This window comes from uncultured Friedmanniella sp. (genome assembly GCF_964244005.1).
Classification (GTDB): Bacteria; Actinomycetota; Actinomycetes; order Propionibacteriales; family Propionibacteriaceae; genus Microlunatus.
On the sequence record NZ_CAXTHG010000012.1, the window covers coordinates 50,606 to 70,191 of the forward strand.

A 19,586-nucleotide genomic window follows, 5' to 3' on the forward strand; every position below is an offset into this window, starting at 1 on the left:
CGTGCCCAAGGGGAATGTGGAGACTGGGGGAGGGGCCGCCAGCATCCGGTCGATCGCTACCGTCGTGCCCGAGACCGTGCTCGACCAGGCCGACATCCGCGACCTGTTCGCGCGTCAGCCGGGCCGGAGCGGCCTGGGGGTCCGGCGGATCACGTCGGTCTTCGACGCCGCGGCCATCGAGACTCGGCACACCGTCCTGGCCGAGCTCGCCGGCGGCGGGACCGCCGGGGGCGGTCAGTTCCTCGAGCCCGGAACCGGTCAGCTGCGCTCGCCGGCCACCGGGGCCCGCAACGACCTCTACCGCCGGACGGCCGGACCGCTCTTCGTGGCCGCGGCCCGCCAGGCCGTCGAGGCCGCCCCGGGGATCGACGCGACCGACGTCAGCCACGTCATCACGGTGTCCTGCACCGGTTTCTACGCCCCCGGCCCCGACATCGAGATCGTCCGGGGCCTCGGGCTCGCGCCGACCACGTTGCGGTCGCACCTCGGCTTCCTGGGCTGCTACGCCGCCTTCCCGGCGCTGCGGGCGGCCGCCGACGTCTGCCGCGCCGACCCCGACGCGGTCGTCCTCGTCGTGACCGTCGAGCTCTGCACGCTGCACCTGCACACCGGCGACGACACCGACACCATCCTCAGCTCCTCGCTCTTCGCCGACGGGGGAGCGGCCGCCGTGGTCACCGCCCGGCCCGCGCCGACCGGCACTCCGCTGCTCGACCTGGACGCCTTCTCCTCCACCCTGATCGTCGAGGGCACCGACGACATGGCCTGGACGATCGGCGACCACGGCTTCGACATGGTGTTGAGCAGCCGAATCCCACGGCTGGTCGAGGCGCACCTGCCCCAGGCCCTCAAGCCGCTGGTCGGCGACGGCCGCGAGGGTCGCGGCGTCGCCGAGATCGACCTCTGGGCGGTCCACCCCGGCGGCCGGAGCATCCTCGACCGGGTCCAGTCCGCCCTCGGGCTGAGCGAGGACCAGCTCGGCCCGTCCCGGGAGGTGCTGCGCCGCTACGGCAACATGTCGAGCGCCACCGTGCTCTTCGTGCTGCGCGAGCTGTTCGCTGCGGCCGGGCCGGTCCCACAACGGGTCGGCGCCCTCGCGTTCGGGCCGGGCGTCAGCGTCGAGAGCGCCCTGCTCACCCTGCGGACCGCGTCGTGACCGCCACCCTCGCGGCGGGCCCGGACCTGCGGCACCGCGAGACCGCCGTCGTCGAGCTGATGGACGACCCCGACTGCGACCTGGTGGCTCTGCGCCGCACCTACGGCCGGTTCGCGCTGGTCAACCGGCTGGTCGCGAGCTGGCACCGGACCTACCGGCAGCGGGTCCGCCCGCTGCTCTCCCGGCACCGCACCAGCACGCTGCTCGACCTCGGCTGCGGCGGTGGCGACCTCGCACTGGCGCTGTCCCGCTGGGCGCGGGCCGACGGGCTGCGGCTCGACGTGGTGGCGGTCGACCCCGACCCGCGGGCGTACGCCTTCGTCAGCGAGCGGCCGCCAACGCCCGGTGTCCGGTTCCGGCTGGCCGGCAGCGCCGACCTGGTCGCCCAGGGCGAGCGCTACGACATCCTCACCTCCAACCACCTGCTGCACCACCTCACCGCCGCCGAGCTCGCGGGCGTGCTGGCCGACACCGAACGGTTGACCGACCGGCTCGCGCTGCACAGCGACCTGCGCCGTAGCCGGACGGCGTACGCGGTCTGGGCGGCGACCTCCTGGCCCGCGGCCGCCGACTCGTTCCTGTTCACCGACGGGTTGCTGTCGATCCGGCGCAGCTACGCCCCGGCCGAGCTGGCCGCGGTGGTGCCGATCGGGTGGCGGGTCCAGCGGCAGGAGCCGTTCCGGCTGCTGCTGAGCTGGTCCACCGGGGTGGCCCATGGCTGACGGCACACCCCTGCTGCGGGTGGCCGCGGTGAGCTACCTGGCCTCGTGCGCTCTCGGGACCGGGGTGGCGACGGGCGTCGTCGTCACCGGCCGCGCCCGTTGGGTACACCACGCCCTGTACGTCGTGACCGCCACGCTGACCGGGCTCGCGCTCGGAGCTGCGGCGTACGGCCGGCGCCGGTCCGGCTGGTTGCTGCTGCCCGCGGCCGTCCCGCTGGCGGTGGTCCCCTACGCCGGCAGTCGGCTGCCGCGGCACGCCCTCGTTGCGGCGGCGGCCGCTCCCTTCTACGCGGCCGCCCTGGTCGCCGACCGGCAGCAGGTCTGATGGAGTTCCTCGACGTCGTTCGTCGGCGCAAGACCACCAACGGACACTTCTTGCCCGACCCGGTCTCTGCGGAGCACCAGCGGCTGCTGATGGAGGTCGCCGGCCGGGCGCCGTCCCAGCTCAACAGCCAGCCCTGGCGGTTCGTGGTCACCGAGAACCGCGCGGTGATCGACGAGATCGCCGAGATCAGCGGCCAGAGCATGACCGAGGCGATGAGCAACGGCACCTTCTTCGAGCGGTACAAGCGCTATTTCCGGTTCAGCGCTGCCGAGATGGAGAGCCGTCGGGACGGGATGCTCTTCGACCGGCTGCCGGCACCGCTGCGGCCCTTCACCCAGTCGGTGTTCACGCGCCGGGGCCAGAAGATGATGAACGTGCTGCGGGTCCCGCAGACCCTCGGCGAGGAGAACCGCAAGCTCGTCGCCGGGTCGCCGCTGCTGATCGCGGTGCTGCTCGACCGGGCCGAGTACCGGCCCGAGGTGCTGTCGTCGTTCTACTCCGTGTTCAGCATGGGCGCGGCGATGGAGAACGTCTGGCTGACCACCGTCGAGCTCGGCATGGGCATCCAGTTCATCTCCTTCCCGATGGAGGTGCCGAGCCAGTGGGCGCGGATCGAGCGGCTCTTCGACGTGCCGCCGGAGCTCGACCTGATGGCGGTCTACCGGCTGGGCTACCTGCCGCCCGAGCAGCGCCGGCCGGCCATCGACTGGTCGAGCCACCAGCGCAAGCTCGTCTCCCAGTACGTCTTCCGCGACTCCTGCGCCTCGCCGCAGCAGGGCTGGGACGACCTGGAACAGCCGCTGCACTAGTGACGCACCGCCGCGACACGCCACCAGATCCGAGGCGACAGGAGGAGGCGGATGACGTCGGCGGTTGACCGCGCCCGACCAGGTTTCGACCTCGAGCCGGACGTGGTCCTCAACCGGGCCGCGCGTACGTGCGTCGGCCTGCGACCGGGTCGGAACGAGATCAGGCTCGAGGTGGACGAGTCGTAGCTGCCGGTCCCGGCCGTCCACAGCTACGGTTACGGTGGCTTGTCCCACTTGTGGCGTTTCCGCTGAGTCGGAGAGGAGGCGCGTGATGGCCGTTCAGTCACATATACCGCCGGACGGTCGCGTCCACTTCCGCGACATCAAGCCGTACGCCGTGGTCGACAGCCTGGATCAGCTGCAGGGGCCCGTCGGCGGTGTGGTCGAGCTGTCTCATTCCGTGCTCTGGGCGCCTGGGGGAGGTCGGGTCGACCTGGACGAGCCCGGTGGACTTGGCTTGGCGTACCGAGCGGTGCTGAATGAGGGGACGGTCGAGGACCTGGTTCGTGTCATCCACTGCGACCGGCTGGTTGCGGCATGGCCGGAGCTGATGTTGCCGTTCAGGGTCCGCGAGCTGTGGGAGTCTCACTTCCCGGAGCTGCGACCAGTCTTGGTCGGCTGAAGTCGTCGGGTGCGCGCTCTGGACCACGAAGTGGCCGCGCAGCGGCGAGTCACGAAGATCGCCCTGGCCGGCGTCGTGGGCTTTGCGCTGGCAGGTTCCGGGGCGATCCGCGAACACGGGATCATCGACCGCCCGACCGAGGACGTCGACCTCTTCACCGCTAGTCAGGATGTGGCGGCTTTCGCTGTGGCCGTTGACCAGGTGGTTGCTGACCTGAGGGCGGATGGCTTCGATGTGGAGCAAACGCGCCAAGCGCCGCAGTTCGCCCGCCTGCACCTCGCCACCGGCGACGGGCTCCATCTCGACGTCGACCTGGGCGTGGACTGGCGGCAAGAAGACCCTGTGGTGATGGACGTAGGCCCAGTTCTGAGCCTCGCCGATGCGGTCGGCAGCAAGGTCGGCGCGTTGTACAGCCGAGGTGAGCCTCGCGACTACTTCGATGTCGATGCGGTCCGCGCTTCCGGTCGGTTCAGCGATGACGAGCTGGTCGCGGCTGCGGCTGAGCGCGATGCTGGCTTTGACGTCGAGATGTTCGCCTGGCGACTTGCCAGCGCGCGCGGGATCACCCTCGCAGACGTTGCCCGCTACGGCGTTACCGAAGAGCAGCTGGAGGACATCAAGACTCGGTGCCTCGAGTGGGCCGCTAGCCTGCGCACACCGCGCGCCAACGACGCGGCAAATCCGACCACCTAGCAGAGGCCCGGAGTGTCGCTTCCACTCCTCGGGCATTGCCTGCCAGCATCCCAAGCATGAGCGAGCTGCAGTCCCGCGCCGGAGCCACACACCTGGGTCCCCGGATCGGGGACGCCGAGCGGAACGCGTGCGTGGACCGGCTGACCCAGGAGATGGTCGCCGGCCGGCTCGGCGAGGACGAGTTCGACCTCCGCGTGGAGCGCGCGCTGCGGGCGCAGACGCAGCCGGACCTCGCCGAGCTGACGGCCGACCTGGTCGGACTCCCCTCGCCTGCGCCGGGGCCGCCGCGGTCGGCGACGCTGGTTGTCTCCCTGAGCGTCCGTGACGTGGCCGTGACCGGGCTCTTCACGGGTCTCGTCGGGGTCTTCACGTTCTGGGTCGCCACCAACCTCAGCGGCGGCAGCGACGAGGTAGCGAAGTGGCTGCTGATGTGGCTGTTCGGCGAGGTCTGCGGCCTCGCCGGCGCCCTGCTTGCCCGCGGCGGCCGGGACCACTAGTCCTCGCTCGTCCGCAGCTGGCGGCGCGCGGACAGCAGCTCGAGCTCGGGGCGGTAGGCGGCAAAACGTTCGACGGCGTCCAGCACCTCGGTGAGGTGGCGCTGGTCGCTGCTGACCAAGGCGACGCCGATGCTGGCGCGCCGGTGCAGGTCGAGGTGGTCGACCTCGGCCACGCTGACCTCGAACTTCCGCCGCAGCTCGGCCACCAACGGCCGGACCAACGAACGCTTCTCCTTGAGCGAGTGCACGTCTCCGAGCAGCAGGTCCAGCTCCAACGACCCCACCCACATCGCCACCGCGCGATCGTACCTGCGGCTTGGCGGCGCGTAGCCGTGACGACCCTCATGCGCCCGGCCGGCCCTCATGCGCCCGGCGCCCGGGGCGCACGAAGGCCGGCGGGTCGCACGGCTCGAAATTGGTTCGAGGTCAGACCATTGACGGGCGCTGGCGCTGCCGACAGACTGGGCGCCACCGCTGACCCCTGCCGGTCGGAGACCCGTCGTGAGCGCTTCGAACCCCATCAGCCCGCCGCTGGACGCCGACTCCCAGGCGCTCGCCGACCTCGGGTACACCCAGGAGCTGCACCGCGGCATGTCCGGGTTCTCCAACTTCGCCGTCTCGTTCTCGATCATCTCGATCCTCGCCGGCTGCATCACCTCCTACGGCATCGCGCTGCGCTCCGGCGGTCCGTCGACGCTGGTCCTCGGCTGGCTGCTCGTCGGGGTCCTGGTGCTGGCCGTGGCCGCCGCGATGGCCGAGGTCTGCTCGCGCTACCCGACCGCCGGCGGGCTCTACTTCTGGGCCGGTCGGCTGGCCCGCCGCAACCGGCGCGAGTGGGCGTGGTTCACCGGCTGGTTCAACTTCCTCGGCGAGGTCGCGGTCACCGCGGCCATCGACTTCGGCTGCGCCACCACCTGGATGGCGTTCATGAACCTGGTCTGGAGCGTCGAGCCGACGCCCACGCTGACCTTCGGCCTGTTCATGGGCATCATCGTGGTGCACGGCCTGCTGAACACCTTCGGCGTCAACCTGGTCAGCCTGCTGTCCAACGTCTCGGCCTGGTGGCACGTCGGCGGCACGCTGATCATCGTCGGGGCGCTGTGGATCCTGCCGGAAAAGCACCAGTCGGTCTCCTGGACCCTGACCGGCTTCCACAACGAGACCGGCTGGACGAGCGCGGTGTACGTGTTCCTGCTGGGCCTGCTGATGGCCCAGTACACCTACACCGGTTACGACGCCTCCGCCCACGTCGCCGAGGAGACCCTCGACGCCTCCCGGGCCGCGCCTCGCGGCATCGTCACCAGCGTCGCGGTGTCGGTGATCGGCGGCTTCATCCTGCTCTACTCGATCACCGCCGCCATCACGGACAAGAGCGAGGCCGGGCTGGCCACGCTGTCGGAGTCCGACACCGGCCTGCCGCCGGCGCAGATCTTCCTGGACTCCCTCGGCAGCCCCACCACCGCCAAGTTCCTGCTGTTCATCGTCTGCGTCGCGCAGTTCTTCTGCGGCATGGCCTCGGTCACCGCGAACTCCCGGATGTCGTACGCCTTCTCCCGCGACCGGGCGCTGCCGGGCTCGCAGATCTGGTCGACGGTCAACCCGCGGACCGGGACGCCGACCAACTCGATCTGGCTGTGCGTGACCCTGTCGGTCATTCTGGCCGCGCCGGCCCTGGTCAGCAGCACCGCCTACTTCGCGGTCACCTCGATCGCGGTCATCGGGCTCTACATCGCCTACGTCATCCCGGTGCTGCTGCGCCGGCTCAACCCGGACTTCGAGAACGGGCCGTGGAACCTCGGTCGCTTCAGCGCGGTCGTCGGCTGGGTGGCGGTGGTCTGGGTGGTGATCATCTGCGTGCTGTTCGTGCTGCCCCCGCTCGCTCCGGTGACGGTCTCGACGTTCAACTACGCCCCGATCGCGGTGCTGGTGGTGCTGGCCTTCGCAGGAGTCTCCTGGTTCGTCGGCGGGCGGCATAGCTTCATGGGCGGCGACCCCGCTCACGCCACCAGCAAAGAAGCGGAAGAGGTGCTGGAAGGCTGAGTGGTGCAGCAGCCGCAGGAAGTCCTGGACCAGGCGGTCCTGAGCTCGGGCCGCAGCCGGCACGCCTTCGAGGACTGTGTCGAGCGGTTGGCGACGGCGATTCGGCTGGGTGTCTACGCGTACGGCACGACGCTGCCGCCCGAGCGCGAGCTGGCCGCCGCGATGGGGGTGTCCCGGGCGACGCTGCGAGAGGCGATGGTGGGGCTGCGCGCGGCCGGGATGGTCGTCACGACCCGCGGCCGGGGCGGCGGGACCGTGGTCTCTTCGGCGCCGCCAACCCCGGGCGAGTCGGGGACCGGCGCGCTCGCCGGTCGGCGGGCCGAGCTGATGGACGTGCTGGTGTTCCGGCGGGTGGTCGAGCCCGGCGCCTGTCAGGTAGCCGCCAGCCGGCCGCTGACCGGCGCTCAGCGCGACCTCCTGGCCGGTTCGTTGCACGAGATGGAGACCGCGGGCTCCGCGGCCGCTCACCGGCAGGCGGACTCCCGGCTGCACCTCGCGATTGCCGCCCTGACCGAGTCGCCGCGGCTGGTGGAGGCGGTGATGGCCGTCCAGGCGGGGCTGTACGACATGCTGATCTCCATCCCGGTGCTGCCGGTCGACGTTGAGCACTCGGGCGCTCAGCACGCCGCGATCGTCGCGGCGGTGCTCGAGGGGCGGGCCGCCCGCGCGGCTCGGGCGATGGAACGGCACTGCGACGACACCGCCGCGCTGCTGCGGGGCCTGCTCGGGTGAGCAGACCAACTGGTAGGGACGAGGAGAGACGATGACACTGCGCAACGACCGACACCTGAGCGCGCACGACCTTCGCCGAAGGGTCAGCGAGGGCGAGATCGACACCGTGGTGGTCGCGTTCACCGACATGCAGGGGCGGCTGCAGGGCAAGCGGATGCACGGCGCGTACTTCGTCGAGCACGTGCTCGGGCAGGGCACCGAGGGCTGTAACTACCTGCTGGCCGTCGACATCGACATGAACACCGTCGACGGCTACGCCATGTCGTCGTGGGAGTCGGGTTACGGCGACCTCGAGTTCGCCCTCGACCTGGACACGCTCCGGCTGCTGCCGCACCTACCGGGGACGGCGATGGTCCAGTGCGACCTGGTGCAGCTCGACCACTCACCCGTACCGCAGTCGCCGCGGACCATCCTGGCCACCCAGCTCGCCCGGGCCGCCGAGCTCGGCTACGTCGCCCAGGCCGGCACCGAGCTGGAGTTCCTGGCCTTCGACACCTCCTTCGAAGCGGCGTGGGCGTCGGGCTACCGCGACCTGGCCCCGGTGCTGCCCTACAACGGCGACTACTCGATCCTGGGCACCACCCGAGTCGAGCCGTTGCTGCGCACGATCCGCAACGCCATGTACGGCGCGGGGATGGACGTCGAGAGCGCCAAGGGCGAGTGCAACCTCGGCCAGCAGGAGATCGGCTTCCTCTTCGCCGAAGCCATGATCACTGCGGACAACCACGCCGTCTACAAGACCGCGGCCAAGGAGATCGCCCACAGCATGGGCAAGGCGATCACCTTCCTGGCCAAGTACGACCAGCGGGAGGGAAACTCGTGCCACATCCACCTGTCCCTGCGCGGTGCCGACGGCGAGACGGTGTTCGACGCCGACGGGGGCAGGACTGCACTGTACGACCACTTCCTCGCCGGGCTGCTGGCGACGATGCACGAGTTCACGTTGCTGTACGCCCCGAACGTCAACTCCTACAAGCGTTTCGCGGCTGGCTCGTTCGCACCGACCACGATCGCGTGGGGCTCGGACAACCGCACCTGCGCGTTGCGCGTGGTGGGTCACGGCGCCGGCGCGCGGGTGGAGAACCGGGTGCCGGGCGGCGACGTCAACCCGTACCTGGCCCTGGCCGCGATGGTGGCGGGTGGTCTGTACGGGATCGAGCACGAGCTGGAGCTGCCGGCGGAGATGATCGGCAACGCCCACACCTCTGGGCTGCCGACCGTGCCACGGACGCTGCGGGAGGCCCGCGACGTCTTCTCAGCCTCGGCCGTGGCCCGGGAGGTCTTCGGCGACGAGGTCGTCGAGCACTACACCCACGCCGCCGACATCGAGCTGACGGCGTTCGACGCCGCAGTCACCGACTGGGAGCTGCGGCGCGGCTTCGAGAGGATGTGAGATGAGCAGCACCTACGCCGTGGTCAACCCGGCCACCGAGCAAGTGGTGGCCGAGGTCGAGATGGCTGACCTGGCCCGTACGGACGCCGCCGTCGAGGCCGCCGCCGCGGCCGCCCCGGCCTGGCGGGCGGTCCCCCCCGGCGAGCGGGCCCGACTGCTGCGCCGGTTCGCCACCCTGGTGGAGGAGGCCACCGACGAGCTGGCCGAGCTCGAGGTGCGCAACTCCGGGCACACCGTCGGCAACGCCCGCTGGGAAGCCGGCAACGTGCGGGACCTGCTCAACTACTACTCGGCGACGCCCGAACGCCTGTCCGGTAAGCAGATCCCGGTCGCCGGCGGGATCGACGTCACCTTCCACGAACCCTTGGGCGTGGTGGGCATCATCGTGCCCTGGAACTTCCCGATGCCCATCGCTGCCTGGGGTTTCGCGCCGGCCCTGGCGGCGGGCAACACGGTGGTGCTCAAACCGGCCGAGCTGACGCCGCTGACCGCCATCCGGCTCGCCGAGCTGGGCCGCGAGGCCGGGCTGGCCGAGGGCGTGTTCACCGTGCTGCCCGGCGAGGGTCCGGTGGTGGGGGATCGGTTCGTCACCCACCCGCTGGTCCGCAAGGTCTGCTTCACCGGCTCGACCGCCGTCGGCAAGCGGGTGCTCGCCGGCTGTGCCGAGCAGGTCAAGCGCTGCACCCTCGAGCTCGGCGGCAAGAGCGCGAACATCGTGTTCGCCGATGCCGACCTGGCCCGGGCGGCGGCCAGCGCACCGTCGGCGGTCTTCGACAACGCCGGCCAGGACTGCTGCGCCCGCTCCCGGTTGTTGGTGCAGGAGTCGGTGCTCGAGGAGTTCCTCGAGCGGCTGCAGACCGCGGTTGAGGCGATGGTGGTGGCCGACCCGGCTCGGGAGGACGCCGAGATGGGTCCGCTGATCTCGGCCCGACAGCGGTCACGCGTCCAGGGCTACCTCGACGAGGTCGACGTCGCCTTCGCCGGCTCGGCGCCGGACGGTCCCGGCTTCTGGGTGCCGCCGTCGGTGGTGCTGGCCACCGGGACCGACCAGCGGATCTGGTGCGAGGAGGTGTTCGGGCCGGTGGTGGCCGTGCTGCCGTTCGCCGACGAGGCGGAGGCCGTCGCGCTGGCCAACGACTCCGACTACGGGCTCTCGGGCTCGATCTTCACCAACGACCTGGGCCGGGCCCTGCGGGTGTCCCGAGCCGTCGAGGCCGGCAACCTCAGCGTCAACTCCCACTCCTCGGTCCGTTACTGGACGCCGTTCGGCGGCTACAAGCAGTCGGGGCTGGGCCGCGAGCTGGGGCCTGACGCGCCGCACGCGTTCACCGAGGAGAAGAACGTGTTCTTCAGCGACGCTTCATGATCAACATGACCAAGATCAACATGACCAAGATCAACACGAGGAGACGATGATGACCGGACGGGTCGAGGGCCGGGTGGCCGTAGTAACGGGCGGGTGCTCCGGCATCGGGCTGGCCAGCGTGCACCGGCTGGCCGCAGAGGGGGCCCACGTGGTGATCGGCGACGTGGACGACGCCCGCGGACCGGAGGTGGCGACGGCGGTCAACGGCACGTACCGGCGGACCGACGTCACCGACCCCGACGATGTGTCGGCCCTGTTCGCCACGGCCAAGCAGGCGTACGGGTCGGTCGACATCGCCTTCAACAACGCAGGCATCTCCCCGCCCGAGGACGACTCGATCCTCACCACCGACCTGGCGGCGTGGCGGCGGGTGCAGGAGGTGAACCTGACGAGTGTCTACCTGTGCTGCAAGGCTGCGCTGCCCTACATGCTGGAGCAGGAGCGTGGCTCGATCATCAACACCGCGTCGTTCGTGGCCGTGATGGGTGCGGCCACCTCCCAGATCTCCTACTCCGCGTCCAAGGGCGGGGTGCTGTCGATGAGCCGTGAGCTGGGGGTTCAGTTCGCCCGGCAGGGGGTCCGGGTGAACGCGCTCTGCCCCGGGCCGGTGAACACGCCGCTGCTGCGCGAGCTCTTCGCCTCCGACCCGGAACGGGCCGCGCGACGGCTGGTGCACGTGCCGCTCGGCCGGTTCGCCGAGCCGAGCGAGATCGCCAACGCCGTGCTGTTCCTCGCCTCGGACGAGTCGAGCTTCATCACCGCAAACACCTTCCTGGTCGACGGCGGCATCAGCGGCGCCTACGTCACGCCGCTGTGATCCGGCTTGGCGACAATGGACCCGTGACGCGACCTCTGACCGGCCCCCTGCCTCTCATCGGACTCAGCGCCTACCGCGAGCAGGCGGCGTGGGGGGTCTGGCACACCCAGACCGACCTGCTCAACTCCCTCTACGCCCGGTCGGTCGAGGCGGCCGGCGGCATCGCGGTGCTGATGCCGCCGCAGGACGACGAGGCCGCGGCGGTGGTGGACCGGCTGGACGGACTGATCATCACCGGCGGCTCCGACGTCGAACCGGCCCGCTACGGCTCCCCGGCCCATCCGCAGACCCAGCCGCCCCGGCGCGAGCGGGACGCGTGGGAGCTGGCGCTGCTGGCGCGGGCGGCGGCGCTCGGGGTGCCGGTGCTGGGTATCTGCCGCGGCATGCAGGTGATGGCCGTGCACGCCGGCGGCTCGCTAGAGCAGCACCTGCCCGACGTGGTCGGCCACGACGAGCACTCCCCGGGCGGCGACTCCTTCGGCTGGGTCTCGGTCACCACGAGCCCGGAGTCGCTGGTCCGGTCCCTGGTCGGGGACGAGATGCAGGTCAACTGCCACCACCACCAGGCGGTGGCCTCGCACCCGGGTCTGGTGGCGACCGGTCACGCCACCGACGGCACCCTCGAGGCGGTCGAAGACCCGGACCGCCCGTTCTGGCTGGGCGTCCAGTGGCACCCCGAGCACGGCGACGACTACGGCCTCTTCCGCGGCCTGGTCGAGGCGGCTTCGCGTCGGCTGGCCTCTGCGGCCTGACCGCTCAGTGACCGACGCTGATCAGGGCGCGACACTCGCTGCCGGCGGTGCCGCCAGGGAAAGTCCGGCCCAGAGGCGTCCGCCCACCTGGTCGAGGATCTCGTCCGCCGCGACTACGAGCTGCTCCGCCTCCCCTGAGAGGGCGGCATGAAGTCCTGCCCGGAGCCGGCCGGTGACGTCGTCTTCCGTGGTTTCGTCCAGCTGCCGCAGCTCTCGGATCAGCCACTTGCCGGTGCCGCTCCAGGCCCGGTTGGCGGCGAGGTGCAGCTCGGCGGCGCTACGCCAGGTGTCGACAGCAATCGCGTCCAGCAGCTCCGGATCGGCCCCTCCGACCAGATCGTCGAGCAGGTCGGTCAGCGTGTACCGGGCCATGGTGAGCTCGGTACCGGCGAGCCGGGCCGGGCCGGCAGCCAGGACGGACGAGCACTCCGCCTGCAGGGCTTCTCCTTCGCCGCCGGGCAGAAGGGCCACCCCGTGGGCAACCATGCGGGCCATCGTCGGGCGCCTACGGGCGACGTCCTGGGCGACGAACCACCGCAGGGACGCCCGGTTGTGCACGAAGACCTCTGCCGGCCAGTCGCGATAGACCAGGGACGTCCGGTGAGCCTCCGTCTCGTTCAGGAGCACGGCGATGTCGAGGTCGGAGGTGCTGGTCGCACCACCGAGCACGACCGATCGGGACAGCCACGCTTGCTGTGCTTTCGGATAGTACTCAGCAACCAGAGCACGGGCCGTGTCGACAGGATTGGCTCTGCTCACAACCGCACTCTCTCGACCTCTCAGCGGCATCTGCCCTGGGCCGGCGTCCGGCGGAATGGTGCCGATGGCCTGCGCTCCGCGCATGCGCAGCGCCTCGTCCCGGTCCACAGCACCACGGTAGCGTCGCTCCGCAGCTGGCGTCCGCTCAGCAGAGCCGAAGCGCCGGATCGTCCGACCGGAAGGTGGCGACCGGGCCGGGACCGGTGTCGCGGGTCTCGAAACGGACGGTCACCCGGCCCAGGCCCGACCCCCAGACCCAGCCGCGTCCGTGCTCGTCGTGCTCGACGTCGGCTCCGGGTCGCCACTGAGGCTCCTCGGGCGGGGGTTCCGATTCTTGTGTCGAGAAACCTTGCGTAGTCGAGGGGTTTCTCAACACAAGATCATCGTCGTCGGCGAACAGCTCCTCCTGCAGCACGTCGGTGAGCCCGGCGACGCCGACGCCGAGCAGCCGGACGCCGTTGGTGAGGTCCAGCGCCTCGAGCAGTGAGCCGGCGACCGAGCTGATCACCTCCACCCGGTCCGTGGCGCTCAGCAGCGTCCGGGACCGGGTCAGGGTGGAGAAGTCGTGCCGGCGCACCTTGATCGTCACCGTCCGGGCGAACAGTCCCGCCGCGCTCAGCCGGTCGGCCACCTGCCGCGCGTCACGGCGCAGGATGACGCCCAGCTCGTCGCGGGAGACCAGGTCGGTCTCGAACGTGTCCTCCACCGAGATGGACTTCGCCTCCCGCTCGGGCTCGACGGGCCGGTCGTCGCGGGCCCAGGCCAGTGCGACCAGCGCGGCGGCGTGGTTGCGGCCGACCACCTGCGCCAGCTCGTCCACGTCGGCCGCCTGCAGGTCGCCGACCCGGTGGATGCCGATCCGCTGCAGCTTGTCGCCCGTGACCGGACCGACGCCGGGGATCACCCCGACCCGCATCGGCTGCAGCAGCTCGACCTCGGTCCCGGCCGGCACGATCCGGCTGCCGTCCGGTTTGGCCAGCTCGCTGGCGATCTTGGCCATGAACTTCGAGCTCGCGACTCCGACCGAGGCGGTGAGCCCGCCGGTCACCGCGCTGACGTCGGCCCGCAGCCGGTCGACCACCCCCTGCAGCGAGGCCGCGTCGAAGCCCGGCACCGGGTCGGTCGCCCGCAGGTCGACGAACGCCTCGTCCAGCGACAGCGGCTCCACCAGCGGGGACAGTGCCCGCAGCCGGCCCATCACCTGCGCGCTGGCCTCGCGGTAGGCGCCGAACCGGCCGGCGAGGAACGCCGCGTGCGGGCAGCGGCGGCGCGCCTCCCCGGCCGCCATCGCCGAACGCACCCCGAAGACCCGGGCCTCGTACGACGCGGTCGCCACCACACCGCGGGCGCCCACGCCGCCCACCACCACGGGCTTGCCCCGCAGCGAGGGCTTGTCCCGCTGCTCGACGGAGGCGAAGAACGCGTCGAGGTCGAGGTGCAGCACACTCGGCTCCGGACGCACGGCTCCCATTCTGCGTGCTCCGCGGCGGAATGCCGTCGGGCCGACGGCGGTTGCCAGGGCCATGACTCTGCACAACCGCTACAGCTTTGACGGCAAGGCTGTCCTCGTCACCGGCGCCGGCAGCGGGATCGGCCAGGCCATCGCCCGCGCCTTCCTCGACTCCGGCGCCTCGGTGGCCGTGGTCGGCCGCCGGACCGCCAAGCTGGCCGAGACCCTCGAGGGCTACGACTCCGAACGGGTGCTCGCCATCGGCGCGGACATCGCCGACCCCGACCAGGCGGCGGGGATCGTGCCGCAGGTGGTGGACCGGTTCGGTGCTCTCGACGTGTTCGTGAACAACGCCGCCGGCTACATCAACTCACCGTTCACCGAGGTGACGACGGCGGAGTGGGAGCAGCTGCGCCGGACCAACGTCGACGCGTTCGTCCAGCTCGCCCAGGCCGCGCTGCCCGAGCTGGAGCGCTCGGGCGGCAACCTGGTCGCCGTCGGCTCGGTCTCGGGACTGCGCGGGGACTGGGGACAGTCGTTCTACAACGCCACCAAGGCAGCCGTGATGAACTTCATCCAGTCGCTGGCGCTCGACTACGGCCCCAAGGGCGTCCGGCTGAACGCCGTCGCTCCCGCGTTCACCCGTACCGAGATCAACGCCGGCGTGGCCGACGACGAAGCCTCACTGGCGCCGCTGGTCAACCGGATCGCCCTCGGCCGACCGGCCGTCCCCGACGACATCGCGCCCGCCGTGCTGTTCCTGGCCAGCCCGGACGCGGCCTACATCACCGGGGCGATCCTGGCGGTGGACGGCGGGACGAGCGCTTCCACGGGCCAGGCGCACGTCGGCTGACTGAACCTGAGGTGCCGTAGGCTCTGGCGGTCAGTGAGCCGACGGACGGGGGACTCGGGTGCAGCAGCCGCAGGTGCTGATCGCCGACCGCTACCGGCTGGTCGAGCAGGTCGGCTCGGGCGGGATGGGCGTGGTCTGGCGTGCGGAGGACGAGCGGCTGCACCGGCCGGTCGCGGTCAAGCTGTTGCGGCCGCCGCTCGGGCTCGACGCCGAGGAGGCCGAGCTCGCCACCCAACGGGCGATGCGCGAAGCCCGGATCACCGCCCGGCTGCACCACCCGCACGCCGTGGCCGTCTTCGACGTCGTCGAGCACGAGGGCCGGCCGTGCCTGGTCATGCAGTATCTCCCGTCCGTGCCGCTCTCGACCGTGCTGCGCGAGGGCGGGCCGCTGGAGCTCGACGAGGCCGCCCGGCTCGGGGCCGAGGTCGCCTCCGCACTGGCCGCCGCCCACCAGCTCGGGATCGTGCACCGCGACGTGAAGCCCGGTAACATCCTGGTCGCCGAGGACGGGTCGGCGATGCTGAGCGACTTCGGCATCTCGCGGGTGCTCGGTGACGCCACCCTGACCGTCGCCGGGATGGTGCACGGGACGCCGGCCTACCTCGCGCCCGAGGTCGCCCGCGGCGCGAGCTCCGACGCCAGCACCGACGTCTACTCCCTCGGCGCCACTCTCTACGCCGCGCTCGAGGGCAGCCCGCCGTTCGGCAACGACCCCAACGCGATCGCCCTGCTGCACCTGGTGGCGAAGGGCGAGTTCGCGCCGCCCCGGCGAAGCGGGCCGATGGCGCCGCTGCTGCTACGGATGCTGGCGGTCGACCCCGCCGCCCGGCCGAGCATGCCGAGCGTCGCGGCCGAGCTGAGTGCGATCCGGACCGCGCTGGCCGGCGGGGGTGCGGCCGCTCCCACCCGGTTGCTGCCCGTGCCGCCCGCCGCAGCAGTGGTTCCCACGGTCGCCCCGACGGCGGCGACGCCGGTCCTCCCCGTCGAGGCTGCGGCGGACCAGACTGCTCTCCGGGCCGTCCCGGTCGCCCCGCCCGCTCCACCGGCCCGGCCACCCGCCCCGCAGGACCCCGCCGGATCGCCGCGGCGGCGTGGCCGGGTCGTCGTCGCGGTGCTGGCCGTCCTGGTGCTGCTGGCCGGGATCACCGCGTTCGCGCTGAGTGACCGGGACGGCTCCGGGACGGCCGTGCCACCGGCGTCGGCCTCTGCGGCCGCCCCCGAGACCTCAGCGCCGTCAACGAGCGCATCGGAGTCCGAGTCCGAGTCCTCAGAGCCGTCGGAGTCGTCGGAGTCGCCGCCGTCCCCGACCGCGTCCAGTCCGGCCCCGACCCCGACGCTCACGCCGTCGGCGACAGCATCGACGGGGGCGACCGAGTCGCAGCTGGCCTCGGCGGTCACCGACTACTACGCGCTGCTGCCCAAGGACACCGGCGGCGGCTGGGCCAAGCTGACCGGCCGCTACCAGCGTTCGAGCGGAGGCCGCGCGGCGTACGACCGGTTCTGGGGCCAGTTCAGCAGCGTCACGGCCACCAAGGCGAGCGGGACCGCACCTGACAAGGCGGAGGCGACGATCAGCTACGTGCGCACCGACGGAAGCACCCTGTCAGAGCGACGCTCGTTCACCCTCGTCGCCGACGGCGGCGTGCTCAAGATCGACCGGTCAGCGCTGATCAGCGGCGGCTGAGCGGCCCGGCCGGCCCGGCTCGGCGACCAAAGCAAATCTTGAGGTGCCCGACCCATACTGATCCACGCCCGGATCCGGCGGGCCGGACGCCGGGCAGCCAAGGGGTTGGTGGGGGCGATGAGCCGGGGCGCTCCCACCAGCCCCTTCTCCAGGGCTGCTGGTGCCGCCGCTGTCACCGGCGCCGTCTACGGTGTCCGAGAGACCGCTGCCGGCCCTCACACGACCTATCCCCTAGGTTGAGCACCTGTTCAACCGGGTATTTGTCGGACGACTGGCTGCGGTTGCGCGCACCAACGCTGACTTGCTCAACACGATATCGAGGATCCACATGGACATCTGGCCCGGAAAGCCCTATCCGCTGGGCGCGACCTATGACGGCACCGGGGTCAACTTCGCGCTCTTCTCCGAGGTGGCCGAGCGGGTCGAGCTCTGCCTCGTCGACGACGAGCTGAACGAGACCCGGATCGAGCTGGTCGAGGTCGACGGCTCCGTCTGGCACGGCTACGTGGCCAACGTGCAGCCCGGCATCCGCTACGGCTACCGCGTGCACGGGCCGTACGACCCGAAGCAGGGTCACCGCTGCAACCCGGCCAAGCTGCTGCTCGACCCGTACGCGAAGGCGATCGACGGCCAGATCGACGGCGACGAGTCGCTCTTCTCCTACCGCTTCGACGACGCGGACGCCTTCAACACCGACGACTCGCTCGGCCACACCATGCTCGCAGTGGTCACCAACCCGTTCTTCGACTGGGGCCACGACCGGCCGCCGCGGCACGAGTACCACGAGACCGTGTTCTACGAGGTGCACGTCAAGGGTCTGACCATGACCCACCCGGACATCCCCGACGACGTGCGCGGCACGTACGCGGCGATGGGCCACCCCGTGATCATCGACTACCTGACCTCGCTGGGGGTGACCGCGGTCGAGCTGCTGCCCGTGCACCAGTTCGTCAACGACTCCCACCTGGTCGACCAGGGCTTGAGCAACTACTGGGGCTACAACACGATCGGCTTCCTGGCTCCGCATAACGGCTACGCCAACTCCACCGTCCTCGGCGCCCAGACCACCGAGTTCAAGGCCATGGTCAAGGCGCTGCACGCGGCGAACATCGAGGTCATCCTCGACGTGGTCTACAACCACACCGCCGAGGGCAACGAGAAGGGCCCGACGATCGCCTTCCGGGGGATCGACAACGGCAACTACTACCGGCTGGTGGACGAGGACAAGAGCCACTACTACGACACCACCGGTACCGGTAACAGCCTGCTGATGCGCAGCCCGCACGTGCTGCAGCTGATCATGGACTCGCTGCGCTACTGGGTGACCGAGATGCACGTCGACGGGTTCCGCTTCGACCTGGCCGCCACCTTGGCCCGGCAGTTCCACGAGGTCGACAAGCTGAGCGCGTTCTTCGACATCATCCAGCAGGACCCGGTGATCAGCCAGGTCAAGCTGATCGCCGAGCCGTGGGACCTCGGCGACGGCGGCTATCAGGTTGGTAACTTCCCGCCGCTGTGGACGGAGTGGAACGGCAAGTACCGCGACACCGTCCGCGACTACTGGCGCGGTGAGCCCGCCGCCCTCGGCGAGTTCGCCTCCCGGATCACCGGGTCGAGCGACCTCTACAACCACTCCAACCGCCGCCCTACCGCCTCGATCAACTTCGTGGTGGCGCACGACGGGTTCACGCTCCGCGACCTGGTGTCCTACAACGAGAAGCACAACGACGCCAACGGCGAGGGCGGCAACGACGGCGAGAGCCACAACCGTTCCTGGAACTGCGGTGTCGAGGGCGACAGCGACGACCCCCAGGTGCTCGCCCTGCGGCTGCGGCAGCAGCGGAACTTCATCACCACGATGATGGTCAGCCAGGGCGTCCCGATGCTCGCGCACGGAGACGAGCTCGGCCGTACCCAGCGGGGCAACAACAACGTCTACGCCCAGGACAATGAGCTCGCCTGGATCGACTGGGACCTCAAGTCCGACCAGCAGGACCTGTTGGCCTTTGCCTCGGCCGCCATCGCGCTGCGCAAGGCCCACCCGGTGCTGCGCCGCCGCCGCTTCTTCGGCGGCGGGGCCCAGCACGGCGGCCAGAGCGAGGTGGGCGACATCGAGTGGCTCAAGAACGACGGCACCCTGATGACCAGTGCCGACTGGAGCAACGGCTACGCCCAGAGCTTGATGGTGTTCCTCAACGGCGACGCCATCCCGGAGTCCGACAGCATGGGCCGTCGGGTGACCGACGACCACTTCCTGCTGATGTTCAACGCCTCGTCGGAGGACATCAGCTTCCGGACGCCCGCGGTCGGGTTCGGCGACAACTGGCGGGTCCAGCTCGACACGGCGACCGGAGCCACCGGTCCGGTCGGGGACGACACGTGGGACGCCACGACCGACCACGTCGTACCGGCGCACTCAATGTTGGTGCTCTCGACCACCGTCGTGCCGGCCGAGGAGCGGGCGGCGGCTGAGAAGCGGGCCATCAAGGCCGCACCCCGGACGGCCAAGAAGTCCGAGCACCCGCCCACCGGCAAGCACTGACCGCTCGTTCCCTGAGCTTGGACGAGCCAAGCTCAGGGGAACGGGCTTCGCCCTGAGGCATGCGCAGTCAGCCCCCTCCGGCGACGATAACTTCCTGAATAGCCCCTGAATATGAGCGGGGCAACCACAGGAGCGGCTCATGAGCAGACGTGTGGTCTGGCTCCTCATCGTCGGCGGCGCGTCAATACTAGTGACCAACGTCACGATCGCCAAAGTTTCGCAGCCCCGCTGTGGATTCTTGGCTTGGTTTCCTTTTTGTCAGCTGGTGTCAGCTGGTGTCAGCTGGTGTCAGCGTCATCGTCCACACGAGACGAACCGACGGTCCAGGACAGACCGGGACGGAGGCGACCGGGCTGACGGCTGAGGCGAAGTTC

At 70.8% G+C, this 19,586-nt stretch carries 20 protein-coding genes; 17 read left to right on the forward strand and 3 right to left on the reverse strand.

What is annotated here, in order from left to right; genetic code table 11:
* Nucleotide 1: 1 nt before the first annotated feature.
* The 8 genes from ACFE76_RS09690 to ACFE76_RS09725 all read left to right on the forward strand — a co-directional run bounded on the left by ACFE76_RS09690 (nucleotide 2) and on the right by ACFE76_RS09725 (nucleotide 4,824).
* Nucleotides 2-1,156, forward strand: coding sequence for a type III polyketide synthase (locus ACFE76_RS09690; protein ID WP_375431542.1), 1,155 nt, complete (start codon nucleotides 2-4; stop codon nucleotides 1,154-1,156).
* Nucleotides 1,153-1,878, forward strand: a complete 726-nt coding sequence (locus tag ACFE76_RS09695; RefSeq protein WP_375431543.1) for a class I SAM-dependent methyltransferase — start codon at nucleotides 1,153-1,155, stop codon at nucleotides 1,876-1,878. The genes ACFE76_RS09690 and ACFE76_RS09695 overlap by 4 nt, the downstream gene beginning before the upstream one ends.
* The gene (locus ACFE76_RS09700; RefSeq protein WP_375431544.1) at nucleotides 1,871-2,203 is read left to right on the forward strand and encodes a hypothetical protein; all 333 of its coding nucleotides are present in this window, start codon (nucleotides 1,871-1,873) and stop codon (nucleotides 2,201-2,203) included. The genes ACFE76_RS09695 and ACFE76_RS09700 overlap by 8 nt, the downstream gene beginning before the upstream one ends.
* Nucleotides 2,203-3,012: a nitroreductase family protein gene (locus tag ACFE76_RS09705; RefSeq protein WP_375431545.1), complete on the forward strand. Its 810-nt coding sequence runs from the start codon at nucleotides 2,203-2,205 to the stop codon at nucleotides 3,010-3,012. The genes ACFE76_RS09700 and ACFE76_RS09705 overlap by 1 nt, the downstream gene beginning before the upstream one ends.
* Nucleotides 3,013-3,063: 51 nt before the next feature.
* Entirely contained in the window at nucleotides 3,064-3,198 is a 135-nt protein-coding gene (locus ACFE76_RS09710) for a hypothetical protein (RefSeq protein ID WP_375431546.1), read from the forward strand.
* An 85-nt stretch (nucleotides 3,199-3,283) separates the two neighbouring features.
* Complete coding sequence (locus ACFE76_RS09715) at nucleotides 3,284-3,634, forward strand: transcriptional regulator (protein WP_375431547.1); 351 nt, start codon at nucleotides 3,284-3,286, stop codon at nucleotides 3,632-3,634.
* Nucleotides 3,635-3,643: 9 nt separating this feature from the next.
* The gene (locus ACFE76_RS09720; RefSeq protein WP_375431548.1) at nucleotides 3,644-4,327 is read left to right on the forward strand and encodes a nucleotidyl transferase AbiEii/AbiGii toxin family protein; all 684 of its coding nucleotides are present in this window, start codon (nucleotides 3,644-3,646) and stop codon (nucleotides 4,325-4,327) included.
* 56 nt (nucleotides 4,328-4,383) lie between these two features.
* Nucleotides 4,384-4,824 carry a DUF1707 domain-containing protein gene (locus ACFE76_RS09725; RefSeq protein ID WP_375431549.1) on the forward strand — a complete coding sequence of 147 codons (441 nt, stop codon included), beginning with the start codon at nucleotides 4,384-4,386 and terminating at the stop codon, nucleotides 4,822-4,824.
* Here the strand turns inward: ACFE76_RS09725 and ACFE76_RS09730 are convergent.
* On the reverse strand, nucleotides 4,821-5,114 hold the full coding sequence (locus ACFE76_RS09730; RefSeq protein ID WP_375431606.1) for a DUF503 domain-containing protein: 294 nt from the start codon (nucleotides 5,112-5,114) through the stop codon (nucleotides 4,821-4,823). The genes ACFE76_RS09725 and ACFE76_RS09730 overlap by 4 nt on opposite strands.
* A gap of 211 nt (nucleotides 5,115-5,325) precedes the next feature.
* On the opposite strand from ACFE76_RS09730, the gene ACFE76_RS09735 reads away from it, so the two are divergent.
* From ACFE76_RS09735 to ACFE76_RS09760, 6 genes are read left to right on the forward strand one after another with little or no spacing between them, the layout of a single operon-like run.
* Nucleotides 5,326-6,864, forward strand: coding sequence for an amino acid permease (locus ACFE76_RS09735; protein WP_375431550.1), 1,539 nt, complete (start codon nucleotides 5,326-5,328; stop codon nucleotides 6,862-6,864).
* A gap of 3 nt (nucleotides 6,865-6,867) precedes the next feature.
* The gene (locus tag ACFE76_RS09740) at nucleotides 6,868-7,596 is read left to right on the forward strand and encodes a FadR/GntR family transcriptional regulator (protein ID WP_375431551.1); all 729 of its coding nucleotides are present in this window, start codon (nucleotides 6,868-6,870) and stop codon (nucleotides 7,594-7,596) included.
* A gap of 31 nt (nucleotides 7,597-7,627) precedes the next feature.
* Entirely contained in the window at nucleotides 7,628-8,989 is a 1,362-nt protein-coding gene (locus ACFE76_RS09745; protein WP_375431552.1) for a glutamine synthetase family protein, read from the forward strand.
* A gap of 1 nt (nucleotide 8,990) precedes the next feature.
* Nucleotides 8,991-10,355 carry an aldehyde dehydrogenase family protein gene (locus tag ACFE76_RS09750; RefSeq protein WP_375431553.1) on the forward strand — a complete coding sequence of 455 codons (1,365 nt, stop codon included), beginning with the start codon at nucleotides 8,991-8,993 and terminating at the stop codon, nucleotides 10,353-10,355.
* Nucleotides 10,356-10,404: 49 nt separating this feature from the next.
* On the forward strand, nucleotides 10,405-11,172 hold the full coding sequence (locus ACFE76_RS09755) for a 3-oxoacyl-ACP reductase (protein WP_375431554.1): 768 nt from the start codon (nucleotides 10,405-10,407) through the stop codon (nucleotides 11,170-11,172).
* Between the two features lie 23 nt (nucleotides 11,173-11,195).
* Entirely contained in the window at nucleotides 11,196-11,924 is a 729-nt protein-coding gene (locus ACFE76_RS09760) for a gamma-glutamyl-gamma-aminobutyrate hydrolase family protein (protein WP_375431555.1), read from the forward strand.
* A gap of 21 nt (nucleotides 11,925-11,945) precedes the next feature.
* Here ACFE76_RS09760 and ACFE76_RS09765 read toward each other — a convergent pair whose 3' ends face one another.
* Nucleotides 11,946-12,683, reverse strand: coding sequence for a hypothetical protein (locus tag ACFE76_RS09765; RefSeq protein ID WP_375431556.1), 738 nt, complete (start codon nucleotides 12,681-12,683; stop codon nucleotides 11,946-11,948).
* A gap of 145 nt (nucleotides 12,684-12,828) precedes the next feature.
* Nucleotides 12,829-14,145: a DNA polymerase IV gene (locus ACFE76_RS09770; protein ID WP_375431557.1), complete on the reverse strand. Its 1,317-nt coding sequence runs from the start codon at nucleotides 14,143-14,145 to the stop codon at nucleotides 12,829-12,831.
* 61 nt (nucleotides 14,146-14,206) lie between these two features.
* Between ACFE76_RS09770 and ACFE76_RS09775 the strand changes: the two genes are divergently transcribed.
* From ACFE76_RS09775 to glgX, 3 genes are all read left to right on the forward strand, one after another.
* Entirely contained in the window at nucleotides 14,207-14,986 is a 780-nt protein-coding gene (locus ACFE76_RS09775) for an SDR family NAD(P)-dependent oxidoreductase (protein ID WP_375431558.1), read from the forward strand.
* Nucleotides 14,987-15,044: 58 nt separating this feature from the next.
* On the forward strand, nucleotides 15,045-16,670 hold the full coding sequence (locus tag ACFE76_RS09780; RefSeq protein WP_375431559.1) for a serine/threonine-protein kinase: 1,626 nt from the start codon (nucleotides 15,045-15,047) through the stop codon (nucleotides 16,668-16,670).
* 328 nt (nucleotides 16,671-16,998) lie between these two features.
* Nucleotides 16,999-19,212, forward strand: a complete 2,214-nt coding sequence (glgX, locus tag ACFE76_RS09785; protein WP_375431560.1) for a glycogen debranching protein GlgX — start codon at nucleotides 16,999-17,001, stop codon at nucleotides 19,210-19,212.
* Nucleotides 19,213-19,586 lie beyond the last annotated feature (374 nt).

What these genes read in the sequence shown, in the direction of transcription:
- ACFE76_RS09750 (WP_375431553.1), top strand. Translation starts at nt 8,991, where the DNA reads ATGAGCAGCACCTACGCCGTGGTCAACCCGGCCACCGAGCAAGTGGTG.
- ACFE76_RS09700 (WP_375431544.1), top strand. Translation starts at nt 1,871, where the DNA reads ATGGCTGACGGCACACCCCTGCTGCGGGTGGCCGCGGTGAGCTACCTG.
- ACFE76_RS09710 (WP_375431546.1), top strand. Translation starts at nt 3,064, where the DNA reads ATGACGTCGGCGGTTGACCGCGCCCGACCAGGTTTCGACCTCGAGCCG.
- ACFE76_RS09755 (WP_375431554.1), top strand. Translation starts at nt 10,405, where the DNA reads ATGACCGGACGGGTCGAGGGCCGGGTGGCCGTAGTAACGGGCGGGTGC.
- ACFE76_RS09745 (WP_375431552.1), top strand. Translation starts at nt 7,628, where the DNA reads ATGACACTGCGCAACGACCGACACCTGAGCGCGCACGACCTTCGCCGA.
- ACFE76_RS09705 (WP_375431545.1), top strand. Translation starts at nt 2,203, where the DNA reads ATGGAGTTCCTCGACGTCGTTCGTCGGCGCAAGACCACCAACGGACAC.
- ACFE76_RS09715 (WP_375431547.1), top strand. Translation starts at nt 3,284, where the DNA reads ATGGCCGTTCAGTCACATATACCGCCGGACGGTCGCGTCCACTTCCGC.
- ACFE76_RS09725 (WP_375431549.1), top strand. Translation starts at nt 4,384, where the DNA reads ATGAGCGAGCTGCAGTCCCGCGCCGGAGCCACACACCTGGGTCCCCGG.
- glgX (WP_375431560.1), top strand. Translation starts at nt 16,999, where the DNA reads ATGGACATCTGGCCCGGAAAGCCCTATCCGCTGGGCGCGACCTATGAC.
- ACFE76_RS09775 (WP_375431558.1), top strand. Translation starts at nt 14,207, where the DNA reads ATGACTCTGCACAACCGCTACAGCTTTGACGGCAAGGCTGTCCTCGTC.
- ACFE76_RS09730 (WP_375431606.1), bottom strand. Translation starts at nt 5,114, where the DNA reads ATGTGGGTGGGGTCGTTGGAGCTGGACCTGCTGCTCGGAGACGTGCAC.